At 43.2% G+C, this 14,726-nt stretch carries 18 protein-coding genes; 5 read left to right on the top strand and 13 right to left on the bottom strand.

Going from position 1 to position 14,726, the window contains the following annotated elements; genetic code table 11:
* Positions 1 to 304 precede the first annotated feature (304 nt).
* The 4 genes from DW720_RS00385 to DW720_RS00370 all read right to left on the bottom strand — a co-directional run bounded on the left by DW720_RS00385 (position 305) and on the right by DW720_RS00370 (position 2,857).
* Positions 305 to 976 (bottom strand): ImmA/IrrE family metallo-endopeptidase, encoded by a 672-nt coding sequence (locus DW720_RS00385; protein ID WP_243099677.1) that lies wholly within the window; start codon positions 974 to 976, stop codon positions 305 to 307.
* A gap of 79 nt (positions 977 to 1,055) precedes the next feature.
* Positions 1,056 to 1,307 carry a hypothetical protein gene (locus DW720_RS00380; RefSeq protein ID WP_003525178.1) on the bottom strand — a complete coding sequence of 84 codons (252 nt, stop codon included), beginning with the start codon at positions 1,305 to 1,307 and terminating at the stop codon, positions 1,056 to 1,058.
* Between the two features lie 2 nt (positions 1,308 to 1,309).
* Positions 1,310 to 1,609, bottom strand: coding sequence for a hypothetical protein (locus DW720_RS00375; RefSeq protein WP_024721677.1), 300 nt, complete (start codon positions 1,607 to 1,609; stop codon positions 1,310 to 1,312).
* Between the two features lie 12 nt (positions 1,610 to 1,621).
* A complete protein-coding gene (locus tag DW720_RS00370) occupies positions 1,622 to 2,857 on the bottom strand; it encodes a DNA polymerase IV (RefSeq protein WP_015573051.1) in 1,236 nt (411 codons plus the stop codon).
* Between the two features lie 150 nt (positions 2,858 to 3,007).
* Between DW720_RS00370 and DW720_RS00365 the strand changes: the two genes are divergently transcribed.
* On the top strand, positions 3,008 to 3,418 hold the full coding sequence (locus DW720_RS00365) for a helix-turn-helix transcriptional regulator (RefSeq protein WP_015573052.1): 411 nt from the start codon (positions 3,008 to 3,010) through the stop codon (positions 3,416 to 3,418).
* A 100-nt stretch (positions 3,419 to 3,518) separates the two neighbouring features.
* Positions 3,519 to 4,052: an ImmA/IrrE family metallo-endopeptidase gene (locus DW720_RS00360; RefSeq protein ID WP_024721678.1), complete on the top strand. Its 534-nt coding sequence runs from the start codon at positions 3,519 to 3,521 to the stop codon at positions 4,050 to 4,052.
* A gap of 41 nt (positions 4,053 to 4,093) precedes the next feature.
* On the opposite strand, the gene DW720_RS00355 is transcribed toward DW720_RS00360, so the two are convergent.
* From DW720_RS00355 to DW720_RS15630, 7 genes are all read right to left on the bottom strand, one after another.
* Complete coding sequence (locus tag DW720_RS00355; RefSeq protein WP_015573053.1) at positions 4,094 to 4,543, bottom strand: GIY-YIG nuclease family protein; 450 nt, start codon at positions 4,541 to 4,543, stop codon at positions 4,094 to 4,096.
* Between the two features lie 124 nt (positions 4,544 to 4,667).
* Positions 4,668 to 5,093, bottom strand: coding sequence for a sigma-70 family RNA polymerase sigma factor (locus DW720_RS00350; RefSeq protein ID WP_000323895.1), 426 nt, complete (start codon positions 5,091 to 5,093; stop codon positions 4,668 to 4,670).
* A 94-nt stretch (positions 5,094 to 5,187) separates the two neighbouring features.
* Positions 5,188 to 5,697, bottom strand: coding sequence for a sigma-70 family RNA polymerase sigma factor (locus tag DW720_RS00345; RefSeq protein WP_105116765.1), 510 nt, complete (start codon positions 5,695 to 5,697; stop codon positions 5,188 to 5,190).
* Between the two features lie 599 nt (positions 5,698 to 6,296).
* Complete coding sequence (tet(40), locus tag DW720_RS00335) at positions 6,297 to 7,517, bottom strand: tetracycline efflux MFS transporter Tet(40) (RefSeq protein ID WP_118749134.1); 1,221 nt, start codon at positions 7,515 to 7,517, stop codon at positions 6,297 to 6,299.
* Between the two features lie 50 nt (positions 7,518 to 7,567).
* Complete coding sequence (tet(O), locus tag DW720_RS00330) at positions 7,568 to 9,487, bottom strand: tetracycline resistance ribosomal protection protein Tet(O) (protein ID WP_109215033.1); 1,920 nt, start codon at positions 9,485 to 9,487, stop codon at positions 7,568 to 7,570.
* 367 nt (positions 9,488 to 9,854) lie between these two features.
* Complete coding sequence (locus tag DW720_RS00325) at positions 9,855 to 10,229, bottom strand: TnpV protein (protein WP_001129922.1); 375 nt, start codon at positions 10,227 to 10,229, stop codon at positions 9,855 to 9,857.
* Positions 10,210 to 10,665, bottom strand: a complete 456-nt coding sequence (locus DW720_RS15630) for an SWF/SNF helicase family protein (RefSeq protein WP_161945185.1) — start codon at positions 10,663 to 10,665, stop codon at positions 10,210 to 10,212. Before DW720_RS15630 ends, DW720_RS00325 begins: the two co-directional genes overlap by 20 nt.
* A 526-nt stretch (positions 10,666 to 11,191) precedes the next feature.
* On the opposite strand from DW720_RS15630, the gene DW720_RS00315 reads away from it, so the two are divergent.
* Genes DW720_RS00315 through DW720_RS00305 form a run of 3 tightly spaced genes read left to right on the top strand, consistent with a single transcriptional unit; the run spans position 11,192 to position 12,130 of the window.
* Positions 11,192 to 11,566, top strand: a complete 375-nt coding sequence (locus DW720_RS00315) for a hypothetical protein (RefSeq protein ID WP_102364679.1) — start codon at positions 11,192 to 11,194, stop codon at positions 11,564 to 11,566.
* Positions 11,567 to 11,589: 23 nt separating this feature from the next.
* On the top strand, positions 11,590 to 11,922 hold the full coding sequence (locus tag DW720_RS00310) for a hypothetical protein (RefSeq protein WP_015573057.1): 333 nt from the start codon (positions 11,590 to 11,592) through the stop codon (positions 11,920 to 11,922).
* Positions 11,909 to 12,130: a hypothetical protein gene (locus DW720_RS00305; RefSeq protein ID WP_015573058.1), complete on the top strand. Its 222-nt coding sequence runs from the start codon at positions 11,909 to 11,911 to the stop codon at positions 12,128 to 12,130. The genes DW720_RS00310 and DW720_RS00305 overlap by 14 nt, the downstream gene beginning before the upstream one ends.
* A gap of 58 nt (positions 12,131 to 12,188) precedes the next feature.
* On the opposite strand, the gene DW720_RS00300 is transcribed toward DW720_RS00305, so the two are convergent.
* Both DW720_RS00300 and srtB read right to left on the bottom strand, forming a co-directional pair.
* Positions 12,189 to 13,898 (bottom strand): CHAP domain-containing protein, encoded by a 1,710-nt coding sequence (locus DW720_RS00300; RefSeq protein WP_015573059.1) that lies wholly within the window; start codon positions 13,896 to 13,898, stop codon positions 12,189 to 12,191.
* Positions 13,899 to 13,938: 40 nt separating this feature from the next.
* Positions 13,939 to 14,709, bottom strand: a complete 771-nt coding sequence (gene srtB / locus DW720_RS00295) for a class B sortase (RefSeq protein ID WP_015573060.1) — start codon at positions 14,707 to 14,709, stop codon at positions 13,939 to 13,941.
* Between the last annotated feature and the right edge of the window lie 17 nt (positions 14,710 to 14,726).

Here is a 14,726-nt window from a genome sequence, read left to right as displayed (position 1 = left end):
GACACCAAGAACATTAGGATATTTCTATCCCTTAATTCTCAGCGTCCGGCAATTTGATGACTCAAGAGCTTTCGCTCAAGGACTCGTGGCTCGGTACATCTGTCCGATATTTAATTGTTCGCTCTGTTACTACTTCTTGTTAATCTGTACTTGACTGTTCCCTTGCGTAGGGATAGGTCAACCTCTACTACTCTGTGGCAGTTCGGACATTTCAGTTCAATCACGCCTGTTGTCATTGTTACCTTGTCAAAAATACGCCAGCCACAGTTTTTGCACCTTACGATTATCTTTTGTTCCAACGATTTCATAGCTCGCTCACCTCCGGATAAACCGTAACCAAATCAAAAGGATTATCAAGATACTCCTTTTTCAAAAGTCCGAGCTGTTTCATTCGTATAGCAAGTGCTTTTTTGGAACACCCTAAAAAATCCGCAAGTGCATCAAATCTCTTATATACGCTCGGATAGTATATTTTGTTCAGACACTCAATCTTTTCTCCAAGACTGAACAGATACATTCCCTGCTTTATAAGGTTTTCGGGAAGAAGGATAGCAGCTCCAAGCGTATTTGCCTGCCATTCCTCCCAATCGGATATAGGCTTATTTCTCTCGGAATTTGCCTTGTAATAATGTACTCCGGCAGATTTCTGTGTCACACCGTAATCATTCGGGAACAACATCTTAAATATCTGATGGCTGCCCTCGTGCATTAAGGTGAAATTCTTTCTGCCTTTCAGCTTGCTGTCAAAGTTCAAGTCCTTTTCCACGAGAACGGTTTTTCCATCCAAAAAGAAAAAGGCTTCGTTATCATCATCTTCAAATACCTGAACACCCATTTCCGTAAATGAGGTCATTCCGAGAATACTACCGTCATAAGATAGGTGCTGGTATTCGACATTCAATCCGAGAACCTTCTCCAAGAGAAGCTCCGGGTCAATTCTGTATATTTGTGTGTTACGGACATCGGGAAGTGCCATATATGCCTGAACATACTTGTCGGCAATCGCTTCGATGTCAAATCTCGATAAATGTTTCAAGTTACAAAACCTCCTACCATTAGGATTTTGCTTCTACAAACCACTTTCCGTTTTCTTCGTCGAACAGAAATGTGGGCTTGCCGCAAATCTGTACCGTGTAGCGGATACCGGTTCCTCCGACTTTGGTGGAAGCCGCACGGCATTTCTGAATTACACGGTCTATCTCATATTTTTCATCATTCTCAAACTTGATGAAGTTCGGACGAGCCGTTCCATCAGGTCTATGTGTTACATTTACTTCAACATAAACTTTTCTTCTTTCGGATTCCATTTTTATTCCTCGTAATTTCTCAAAGTCAAAACTAATCTTCCCAAGTGCTTGTATCCGTCGATGTTCTTATCCGACACCCTGTACTTGGGTCGGTCATCTCCGGCAGTATTGATGTAACAGGAAAGCCTTCCTTTCTTAAAGCGTTTTTTCCGGTCAAAGAAAAGAAACATTCCCTCATATATACCGTAGTCGGTAAAATGGTTTCCGCCGTCCGCACGAAAGATAACAATATCTTCGCTGCACCCCTGCAAAAAGCAGTCGGGCATCGTAACATAAGCCGTAACCTCTTTTTCGTCAATCACATTTAGACCTCCTTAACCAACCATACCTGTCGGCATAGTGATTTCGGCTTTTTCCGGTGGTAGCCGCAAGTTCTGACACAGAACCCCATTCCTTATGCTGTCCTTTCCGAAACGCCGTCTGATTTCTTCAACACACTTTTCCATTCGCTCCAATTTGTCCTGCTTTGCGGCGTCCATAAACATATCTATTTGACGGGGCGTGTCTTGTGGAATAAGATTTATGGCTTGTACTGTCACAGAACGGATAGGGTTATTCCACCCATATCTTTTTTCAAACAACTGAAAAGCGGTCTTTGCAATAATCATCGGAGACTGTGTAGGAAGTGCAATCTTCGTCTGCCATTGCCTTGTATTGAGCGTGTTGTCTCTAATATGTATTGCGACACCTTCTGCACTCAGTCCGTGAACACGGAGCTTGTGTCCGATGTCTTGGGTTAATTCGAGAAACACGGGCCACACCTGCTCCGGTTTCTCTAAATCTGCTACTGTTGTTATACCGTGTCCTACACTTTTTATAGGAGAAACGAAGTCTTTCTTGGCAACAAGGGAAAGGTCGTTGCCGTTGGCATAGTTCCATAAAACTACTCCGTTCTTTCCTAATCTTCTGCGTAAGAACTCAGGGTCGTTATTCGCTAAATCCCCGATGGTACGAATACAATAGCTGTCAAGCACTCGCTGGGTTGCCCGTCCTACACCGAGCAGGTCAGCGGCAGGAAGTCCCCAAATCTTTTCTTTGAATGTATCCTTTGGTATAACGGTTACTGCGTCCGGTTTCTTCATATCCGAGCCGAGCTTCGCAAATATCTTATTAAAGGAAACACCCACAGAAATCGTCAAGCCGAGTTCAAACTTCATCGTTTCACGAATTTCATTTGCCACCTTTTCCGGCGAACCGAAAAGGCTTTCTGTCCCGCTAATATCCAGCCAACACTCGTCCATACCATACGGTTCAACTTGGTCGGTATATCGCTCATAAACGCTTCTCGCAAGCTTTGAGTATTTGATATACTCCTCATAATGGGGCGGCACTACAACCAAGTCCTTGCACTTCTGTTTAGCCTGCCATACTGCGTCCCCGGTTTTCACATCAAAAGCCTTTGCTTTGTAGTTCTTTGCAAGCACGATACCGTGTCGTTCCTCCACAGAGCCGCAGACAGCAATCGGATATTTCTTCAATGCGGGGTCGAGCATACATTCGACGCTGGCATAGAAGTTGTTCATATCACAATGAAGTATGCTTCGTAACATTTTTTGAACCCCCCTTGACATTTTGGGAAGTTTAGTGTAAACTATGAGTAGTTCAACTTCCTGTTTCTTATTATACGCAGTTTAAGTGTACTTGTCAAGAGTAAATGAGAAGTTAAACTGTAAATATTCTTTTAAGGAGTGAAATCAAAGATGACATTCGGTGAAAAAGTCAAAGCAGAGAGGACTAAACTCGGTCTTAATCAGGATGAATTGGCTGAAAAAATAGGCGTAACCCGACGTGTAATTTGTTCTTATGAAAATGATAAATCCCGTCCGAGAGGAACGGAAAGATACAAGAAGCTGGCAGAAGCATTAAATGTAAATGTGAATTATCTGCTGTCTGAGGATGACGCTTTCATCGCCGATGTAGAGGATAAATACGGACGCAGAGGGGCAAGACAGGCTCAGGAGTTGCTTGCAGAAGTTACCGGTCTGTTTGCCGGCGGCGAAATGGCTGACGAAGATATGCGTGAAATGGTTGACGCTATTCAGGAAGCATATCTTATTGCAAAGAAGAACAATAAAAAATACACCCCGAAGAAATACCGCAAAGACGAGTAATCCTCACAGTGAACTAAGTCCAATATATGGGACACACAATAGTTTATAATTTATTATAGGGTAAATATCCGATATACTATAATATGGGAGGTGAGCCGGATTGGGGTATTACACTACGGCTGAAATTGTGAAAATCGTCAACAAGCTCATTGACCGTTGCGGTACTCGTGACCCGTACAAGGTCGCAAAAGAGCTTGGTATCAATATTATCTACCGAGATTTTGAAAAGCAGCGTGGAGCATACAAGGTCATTCTGAAGAACCGCTTTGTTTTCCTTAAAAACGGTATGCACCCGGTCGTGGAACAGATAGTGCTATGGCACGAAATCGGACACGATGTTCTCCACAGGCAAGAAGCGGTTGCTGTCGGCGGGTTCAAAGAGTTCAACATCTTTGATATGAGAGAGAACCGTATGGAGTATGAAGCAAATATCTTCGCTTCTCAGGCTTCGCTCCCGGACGACACCATTTTGGAATACATTGAAAACGGCTATGACATTCAGCAGATTGCACGGGCAATGTGTTCCGACATAAACCTAATTGCTCTGAAAGTAGATACGCTGATTGCACAAGGCTATCAACTTCGCAAACAGGAACACCAAAACGATTTTCTTAAATACAGTAAAAAAATATAAGACCGTCAAGTCTCGAATGAGATCTGACGGTCTAATTTTTATCAGTTTTTATTATATCCGAATTGTCTTGTGCAAAGGGTATCTTTCCACCATTTTTCACGACTCAGTATGTAATTATCATCCATTCGTGCGTTATAGTTTTCTAATACTGAATACTGAAAATTTGCTTTTATATAATCAAACCCTTTGGTGTCAACAATATGTTTAAGTTCAACATTCCCACCGTGTCCATTGTCTATATAGTTAGTCCACCTTTGAAGCAACATTCCATACTGAGCAGTTGCCGAGCCAACATACATTTTTCCGTTGCTGGTATCAGTTATAAGATAAACTGCTTTTTGATTTCTCAAAGCATCAAGCCAACCGCTGCGTTTATTCCGAATAATCGTTTCCAGTTGTGAAAAACTCAATCTTATGTTCTCATAACCCGGAAATTCGTCACCATCATAAGCAGTAGAAAGAATTTCTATTACTTCCAGTTCCTCCATCATAGACTCATAGGTTCTTCCCATGCCTTAACCCTGTATGCCATCCTGTTGTCCTCCTGCAAAAAATGAGTGAGGGGATTTCCATCCCTCACCCAGTAGCCCGCAGGATGGCAGGCTGTTTTAGAAGCTATAAAATTTTCCGCAGCTTCTTCCGCAGATGGTCTAACCTCGCATAGATGGCACCAGTCGTCAAATGCACAAGCGGGGCAATCTCCTTTGTGGAATACCCCTGCATTTTCAGCAGGACGATTTTCAAGGTACGCCCGTCCACCGTGACTAATACTTGATAGAGATTTTCGCTCTCAATCTCTTCCAGTAACTCCGCAACCGTACCCACTTCCGCCTGCCGCTCCCTGCCTGCCATGTCCTCAAGATATTCCGCAACGTCATTCGTCCATCGGTAAAACCGCCTGTTGGAATTGAAGTCTGCCCTGTCCGCCATGCGTATCTGCTCAATGGTCGCTTCATCAACGCCGCACTCACGCAGCAGCTTTTCCTCCGCTTCTTTCCAGATACGCCATTTCCTGTCCTCCCGTCCGTGGTTGTATGCCATTCTTACTTCCTCCAATCAGAATTGATTGAGAGGGCAGAGAAAAGCCCCCTCATCTTCCCAAAGGAAAAAACAAGGGGGCTGAACGCCTTAAATTTTAATTTTCTATTATCTTTCTTAGTTTTATTAGGATTCTGGCTTTGCGTTTGTTTACAACGCTCTGGGTTATGCCCAACCTCGCCCCGACTTCACGCTCGGAAAGTCCGTCAAAAAAGATTGCCTGTATCAGCTCCTGTTCACTATCCGACAGCAAAGGCAGGGCGGCTTTCAGCCTGTCCACCATGACCGCATTGACAACGGTTTCTGCAATGTCCACCGCTTCATCAGTGATAAAGTCCAGAGGATTCCCCTCGCTGTCCGTAAATCCGTCGAGAGATAGCAGTCTATTCTTTGTATCTAATTTTTGCAGATAACGCCACCGTTCCTTGTCACGGTAGAAGTCTGTGTATTGCTCCCTCACGACTTCAAGCAGACAGCCTTGAATGGGGATAAACAGCTTGTCCATATAGGTCTGGTCGGATTCCCTGCAACGGCAGAACTCCGTGTAGGATAATTCCACATAGCCGCCACTTTCTCTGATATATACCTTTCTTGGTGCATATTTCACCATAAATACCTCCCATCTGAATTTTTGAAATGTAAAAAATCCAGATGGAGAGGCGGAGAACGACACCGCATATCAGAAACAGCCCTACGGCACTTTCCAACAAAAATCGACAAAAGAAAAACCGCAAAGGCTCTGTGACCTTTACGGTTATAGGAAATAGTAATTCTATTGTATGGAGATTGTACTTCTACTTTCAAGGTGAGAAGTACCGTTGCACTGGCAGAAATTTTTTTAACTGGTTTCCTGCCGTTCTCTGATATGCTATGTATTGATAAATTTTGCTTCGTATGAGCAGATAGATAACTGCCCGAAAAAAGGACATAAAAAAATCCCTCCAAATTTAAAAACAAATTCAGAGGGTAATTTAGGGTATAACAAAATAACCCACCCGAATATCGTTTTTTTTATTTGGTGAGTTTGTTCTTTCAAATACGAAACAAATGCTCATGTACGGTAAAGTATCACAAGAAAATTATGTCGAATTGACAGCCGCCTCCGCTATACCGAATAAGGAAATAAAGAGTCCTCAAATTTTGCGCTACTAAATGAAGACGAGCGGAAGTAATCTCCCGCTCGTCAGTAAACTTAACTATGCCATATCAATCCCGCTTCTTTCCCGCCACCGGCACTAAGAACAGCGCGGGCAACAGCAGGAAAGCGGTACAGACCAGCCCCCAGGGTATGGACACCTGCTGGGCTACCAGCCCCACAATAGGCCCGCCGATGATCTGCCCGAAAGAGTCCAGCTGTCCGCTGGTGGAAAAGAGTGTGGCGCGCATTTTCTCATCCACCTGGTCGTTCATCCAGGCGGCCAGCACAGGCTCCTTGATGGTGCGCATAAGCCCCGCCAGCAGGAACACCAACAACATGAACCAAAAGCTCCGCCCCACCGCGAAGAGAACCAGGCACAGGATATACCCGGCGCTGGTGGACATGACCACACTGGTTCGGCTGACAGTCCCTTTTTTCTCCATGCGGGCGATGAGCAACTGAGAAGCCAGAATACCTAAGCCGCTGCCGATAAGACTGATAACACCGAACCAAGTGACGCTGTTCAGCGGCCCGATAACGGGTATTACCGTGTCATCCAGAAAATGAGCGGTGGAGAGCCGGTCAAAGCCTTCACTGGCAAGTCCCCCGCATAGTGTGATTGCTAAGAGCGCCAGCAACACAGGTGCGCCTTTCACAAAGCCCAGGTTGAGCTTGAACAGGCAGACAAAGTCTTTAAGCAAGCCCTGCCGTTCCTCAATAGCAGGGGAGAAGTTGGTTTCTGGCATGATGCGAACCATCACCAGCCCCAACAACAAGCACAAACTGCCCCCCAAGATGACAGGCATTTGCAGGTTTATGTTTCCCAGCAGTGTGCCCAGCACCACGCCCAGAACGCCGCCGATTTGCCCCATTTGACTGCCCCGCATGAACACCTTGTCTATGGGTTTGTCCTCTTCCTCCGAGGCAATCCACGCCTCCAGAGCGCCGGTGATGAAGGTATCACCGCAACCCCAGACAACCTGGGCCAGCAGAACCGTCGCGAACCACGGTAGCGCACCCTCCATCAGAAAGCCCAGGCCGTAGAGGAACATTCCAATCAGCACCGAGCGCCGACGGCTATACAAATCCGCCACCACACCGGTGGGCATCTCGAACAGAAAGCAGGAGGTCTCCTGAACCGTCCCTACCAGGACAAGCTGGAAAGCATCCAGCTGCACCACCTCCATGTGGTACACGATGGAAAGCACTGTGGACATAGAAACCGCCAGGGAACAGACAAATCGGAACAGCAGGTAGACAGAATATGCCTTTGAATTTTTAGCAAACATGAAGTTACATTCTCCTTTCAAATCTCATTTTATATGACTTTTGCAAGCTGTTAAGCTAACTTGTGGAACATATGCCGAACCTTATCTATACGGCTATTCGGGCGGCGGGGTTGGCAAATAAATTTACCAATAGCTGGCTGGTATCCTTTTAACTCTGTCAAGCAGACTCCCTGCCCATTTGTGAAATAAGTTAAATCGTTCCTGTATTCTTGAATACATCTAGCAGGGATTTCTCCTTTCAGAATGACCTCGTCATTCTTTATCTGAGTACTTACAATATCTGCACAATACCTTGGAGCATCATGATACGCCCGTGAGAGATATTCCTGCGGTGCATAAATTTCAAAGTGGAGATATGGCTCTAATAGTTCTGTCCCTGCTTTTTTTAAAGCCTGCTCCAATACGATAGGGGAAAGCAGCCGAAAGTCTGCGGGGGTACTTACAGGACTATAATACAATCCATATTCAAAACAGATTTTACAGTCTGTCACTTTCCATCCATACAGCCCCTGCTCGCAGCCATAAAGAACCCCCTCCATAACCGCATTTTGGAACGATTGATTTAAATATCCAAGTGAAACTCTGCTTTCATACTGCACTCCGCTTCCAATAGGGAGCGGCTCTATGGACAACCCGACAGAAGCCCAGAAAGGATTTGGCGGGACTTCTATGTGGATGGTATATTCTGCTTTTCTAAGCGGTCTTTCCATATATATAACAGTAGGCTCTTTTATTTCTGCCTCCACATGATATTTTTCCTCAAGGATGGCACAAATGACTTCCATCTGCACATTCCCCAAAAAAGATAACATAATCTCATGGGTAACAGTATCAATGTCAAAATGCAAAAGAGGGTCTGTATCAGCAATCTCTGCGAGGGCATTTAACAGGGCTTCCCTTTGCTCCGGCTTTTGCGGCTCTACCGTTGTCCGAAGTAATGGCATGGGATTATCAATCCGTGTTTTGTGAGGCAGGAGTTTTTCATTTCCCAGGATATCGTTCAGTTTCAAAGTATCATCAGCTAAAATAACAATTTCTCCCGGACAGGCATGGTCAGCCGGGACGATTTCACCGTTTGTCGGAACACACATCTCTGTGATTTTTATTTTCTCTTTTTCAGATATTCTAATAACATCCCTCAAATGCAATGTTCCGCTATATATACGCACATAAACAAAACGCCGCCTTTTCTCTGAATATTCAATCTTAAAAACCTGCCCGCATAGTTCAGATTGACCTTCAGGCGTTGATGAATAAAATTTACTGGCAATTACTTCTATAAGCTGCCGAATCCCCAGATTGTTTTTAGCGCTTCCGTGATAAACGGGAAATAACGTTCCGTTTTGGAATCTCCTGTTTTCTTCCTGTTCCAGTTCTGACATTTTAAACGGTTTCCCTGACATATATTTCTCTAATAGTTCATCGTTTCCCATAATTACCGCATCCCACTGTTCCATATCGTCATTGTCCGTTACATTTATATGGGGATGCTGCCCAACCTTTTGCTTCACTATAATTTCCGAAGAAAGCTTTGCTTTCATTTCCCGATATACCATTGGCAAATCAATCCCCTCTTGGTCAATTTTATTGATGAAAAAAATTGTCGGAATCTTCATTATCTGTAGTGCATGAAACAGTATACGGGTCTGTGCCTGTATGCCATCCTTTGCAGAAACTAATAATACTGCTCCGTCTAATACGGATAAAGAACGGTATACTTCCGCCAAAAAATCCATATGGCCTGGCGTATCTATAATGTTGACTTTTACATCCTCCCACTGAAAAGATGTCACTGCTGTCTGGATAGTGATTCCCCTTTGACGCTCCAAATTCATTGTATCTGTCCTTGTTGTGCCTTCATCTACGCTCCCTAGTTCTGCAATTGCACCACTGGTATACAATAAACTTTCCGTTAATGTTGTCTTTCCTGCGTCAACGTGAGCCAGAATGCCTAAGTTAATTATTTTCATGTGATTTTCCTCCTATCAACACCCAAAAAAGGGCATAAAAATACCCAGTGATAAATACTCCTATCACTGGGTAAATAACTCCAATAGCCCCAAAACACTTATATGTTTTCGGGCATATAAAATTACATGATAAAAGTATTCTTAAACTGGGTACAAAAAAACTAAGCCCCATATTAAAAGTGAAACGGGACTGCTACTTTTTGTTCCCACTATCAAATTGACAGTTTATTTAAGAATACCTTGCCGCATATTTATTAGCTCCTTGTATAATACTGAATCTAATTATACTCCTTAACCCTTTATTTGTCAAGCTGACAAACTAAAGCAGAAAAAGCGGCAGGATTTCCCCCTGCCACTAATCATCTGTTTATGCAAAAATAATTTCCTTTTCCACAATCTCCCTCGCACAAGCCCTTATGTTATTGAGGCATCCTGTCCATTCTAAGGCGTTTTCTGCCTTTAGCTGTTCCGTTATGCCCTGTGCCTGTTTCATACCCTCTATGAGCCTTTCAAAGCGTTCCTGTGCCTGTCTGTTGATGTCGGCAAGGTAGGCGTTTAGCCTGCCGCTTGTAAGAAGATTGGTGTATGTAACTTTACGGTACTGTTTTAGATAATCTAAATGCCGTTGCCCCCAGATGCCTATTGCCTGTTCTTCTTCGGCGGGTACAGTTAAGCACGGTATCAAATAATCCCCTTGCCTTTCGTATTTGCCGCCCAGTTCCTCAAATAATGATTTTGCCATTGTCTGTTACCTCCACATTCTTTTTTATTTTGAATGTCCGCAAAATCCGTCCTACATCAATCGGATTTGATGGCAGATTCCAATGCACAATTCTTCGGCAATAATTGTGGAAATCCAATCCTTCTTGTCCTATGGAAGTAGATGCTAAAACAAATGGTCTAAATGGAGAATTGAAAGAATTTCTAACGCTCTTTTTTCTGTCTGCGTCCTTTTCTTTTCCATCTCCTTTAGTAAAGGCAACTGCAAAGTGAGAACGAATAGCAGTTGGTTTTTCCTTTGTTCCATTTGCTCTTGCCTTAAACGCATTGAATGTATCAATAGTGTATATTGTGGTTCTCACATCCATAGAACTTGCTATTGTATAGTGTAAGTTATCAACCAAATTATTGTCTGCGTCTAAACCGTTTGTAATTAAATGAGCATATTCATCAAACATAGCCTGAATGTTTCCCTGCTTGCAATAGGTAAGCAGATTTTCCCAATGTGCGTCCTCGCTTTTTTTACCACAAGCAAGCTCGACTGTGGCTGTAGACTCGGCTGTATTCATACGGTTTATAAAGATTTTTGCAATCTGACTTGGCAAATAACTTGGAAAAGTAGTTCCTCGTTTGCAGTAAGATTGATAGGTTCTGTTTATAGTTATTGCAGGAGAAGCTATATGAACTATGCTTCATATAATGGATATATAAAGAAACTGCTGGGACTTATTTTTATCCTGTCCGACGACTTTTCTATGTTCAAAGCAAAAGATAATAGAGACAGCGATTTGTTGATGTGTTTTACTTATCACACGCACAATGTCTATCTGAAAGATAGAGAAATAACTGATTTTGAATAATGTACTTGATGGCTACTCAAACGAGCAGCCATTATTTTTTTATTGACTTTTTTCAAGTAATAGTGTATTATAACAATGTGAAGTGTGCAGTTCACAATTTTAGGAGTAAAAGAGGTGATTAAAAGTGTCGAGAGTATACACCAGTTACAGTGAGGAAGAATTTGCTCTAATATCTAATGAATGCGAGCAATATGGAATGACCCCCTCTGCATTCCAAAAGTATTGTGTACTATTATACTTAGGACAAAATGCCGAGGAAATTAAAAAGATAGATATAGAAGAAATGAAACAAATTATGAATCAAGAACTTAATAACAAAAAAGTTGGAGACAAATTCATTGTAAGTGCTTTGTTACCACCGGAAAAGTGGTCAAATCTAAATCGAAGTCAAAAAATCACATTAAGCCTATATTTAAAGAACATAATAGAAAACTGTTCTGACAGATTTAGAGTATGTGATATTTTACACAATAATATCAAGCAATATGAAAGATACTAAAGTCAAGCGAAAGAAAAAATGTTATGGATTATTTGAAAACGGCAGATGAAATTGTTGATGTCTATTTTGTCACATATATAGAGTCTTGTGATAAGAATAATAATTCACATTCTACATCTTGGAGAAATAGATATATAGGTCAAGACGGTGTTATCTATATTCTTAAGAATGGAAACAGACAATTCTTTGTTTGGCATCCTGTTGACGATGATTTTAAACCAATTACTTCTTTGGGAATTATTAGTTCCCGTGATGATTATTATATTAAAAAGAACAATCTATTAGTAACAACTCAGAATTCCATTTACAAATTCAGGCTTATCAACAAGGAGGTGAACACTGATGATAAAACTTAACAAAATGGAACAAAATGAATATAACGCTTTTATTGTTGCTGTTGTTCCTTCATTATTACCCGGCACATACCACTTTAGAGACTTTTTCACAAATAGAGTTACATCTGCAAGAATCGGTCGTAAATTCTATGAAGATGTTGTCAATGGTATATATCCGCATATTTCTCTTGTTGGGACAAAGGCTTCAGAAGGTTATATTTGTTCTTGAGTAAATACCTGATTTCTCATAATGTACTTGATGGCTACTCAAACGAGCAGCCATCTTTTTAATATGCCGGAATACCGTATCCGTAGATAACAGAGCTTCCGACAGGGTATGTTTTGGTTCTGCAAGTGTCGCCTGAGTTGCCCTCAACGGTATAGACTGTACCGTTTTCGCATTTCTGAACAATACCGGTGTGGTCTGTCACACCGTCGCCCTCCCAGTCAAAGAAAATGATTGTACCGGGCGAAGGCTCATACGAACCGTCTGCCCACTGTCCTCGGTCTCTGAACCATTGTACACCGTTTACACAGCCGGCATACTTTGGAATAATACCGGCGTCGATATATCCGCACTCGTTAGCACACCAAGAGACGAAGCAGGCACACCATTCTACACGGGAGTCAAATCCGTACCAAGACCAGTAAGGCTGACCGCCTACATTACCCACCTGTGACAAGGCAACCGTTACGATTTGGTCGTCGCTGTATCCGATACCGTAAAGCACCTGAGACCATAGTTGATTGTTTTCGTCCTTTAGCAGCTCGGCAAGATACTCTTTCTGCTCCTGATTAAATCCGTACATAGCCGCCATTTCATCAACGGTCTTGTGCGATACCGTGATATACAGGAAAGTTTCTGTTACTGTGGTTTCGGTCTGTACGATGTTGCCGTGTCCGTCGTCGCTTTCTTCGATTTCGGTATGGGTTTTCGTTTCCGTTCGGGAAGAAATATCGTTCATTTCCCAAAAAATATCCGACAGTAGCTGCTTCTTGGTTTCATCAACCGTAGCAACCTCCATCGGATTGTCGGGGTCGGTATTCACTTTAACAGAATAGACCGCAAGAACATCTTTCCAAACAGCTCTGCTTCCGCTCATTTCAAGCACATCATAGCTTACAGAGTTCTTTTCCTGTTCCAATCGGTCATCATATTCCTGATTGATTTCCTGAACGACTGTCTGCATTGACATTCCCGTGCCGGAATCCTCTCCCGAAAAGAAGATACCGAACACAGAACCTGCAATCAAGGCTACAAGACATAGCACAATAATTACTACCACCGCAACCCAACCGCCGGCAGCGATAGCGGCAATAAGACCTTTTACCGCCGCTATGATTGCTTTTACTGCGGCAATGGTGGCTTTGGCTGCGGCTTTAATCGTAGCGGCTGTTGCTTTGGCTGTGGCTTTTGCCGCCTGTGCCGCTTTCTGCGAAGCCTTAACTGTCGCCTGAGCTGTTTTCTGTGCCGCTTTTGCCGCTTGCTGACTGGTTTTTATCGCAGTCTTTGCAGTCTGCTCAGCCGTCTTAACCGATTTCTGTGCGGTCTTTGTTGCTTCTTTTCCGGCAAACTTAATGGTTTTCTTTCCGGAGGAAGTGGCAGACTGCTTTATGGTCTTTTCCGCCTTATCGACAGTCTTAATCGCAGAGCTTGTGTTTTGCGAAGCCTGTTTTCTCAAAGACTGCTCGGCTCGCTGCTGCTTGAAACGCTGAATACCGTCCTTTGCGGTGCGGATATTCTCTTTTGTGGTTTCAAGTCCCTTTCGTCCCGCCTTGTCAAACGCATAGGCACCATCGTGAAACACCTCGTCAATACCGCTTTCCAGTTTATCGGAAGCGTATTCCTCGGCAGAACTGCTGTTGGCATTTACCGACCGCTCCGCCTTTTCTTTTGTTGCGATATACGCCTGCTTCATTCGTTGGGTTGCGACGGCAGCCTTATCTATTGTTCGTATCGTACCTTTTGCATTGTCTTTCGTTTTAATATCAGCCATACAATCCCTCCTTCCTATGCAGGCTGAACTACCTGTTGTATTATTCGTTTATTAGCTTCGCCACTACAACAAGTCTGCCGTTTGTCCGGGAATACTCACAGGTGGAAAGGGTCAGGAGCTTGTCGCCGTATTCGGCGGTTATGCCGGTTTCGTAAAGCGACAGTTTCTTGCACTTCTCAACATAGGCAGTGAAATCCTCGGCGGTGTCCGCATTGACGAACTGATAATATTTGAAGCTGTCGGGACTATCCGTATATACTACGGTTTTGAACACGGCAATTACTTCATAGGTCTGTCTATCGGTCAGCGTATCAAAGGATACTGTTTTGTGCTTTTCCCAAAAGCTCTTGTCCTTGAATTTCATAAGACCGGCGAACATAGAGCCGTCGTTCATATGATGACCGTAGATAATGATATTGTCGCTTGGCAGTTCCATATCGCAGTTTTCCTGAACATAAGGACAGCCGTAGTCGGTGTATGCCTTATCAAAGCCGTGCTTCAGATAGAAGTTCGGGTTGTCCTTTGACTGCATAACGGGATAATTGATTTTTGTGTCCTCAACCTTAATCCAGCCGACCATATCGTTATTTTGCAGATAAAGCTCCTGATACTCCGGGATAAAGGTCTTTTCTTCGGAGTAGTTCATCAGCTCTGTGGTTTCTTCAGGCTCGGTCTCCACAACCTCAATCAGATTGTCGTACATCTCAGCCTGCTTTGCAGAGTCGCAATAGTGCTTGATGAGAAAACCTGAACTGACGGCAAATACAATGCTGAAAGCACAGATTATGGCAATATAGATTTTGTTTTTCATAGGTGTTTCCTTTCTCA

The sequence above is a fragment of the Clostridium sp. AM27-28 genome (assembly GCF_003480955.1).
Lineage (GTDB): Bacteria > Bacillota > Clostridia > Lachnospirales > Lachnospiraceae > Otoolea > Otoolea fessa.
The sequence above is the reverse complement of the archived record's forward strand: the minus strand, read 5'-3'. Positions and strand labels throughout refer to the sequence as shown.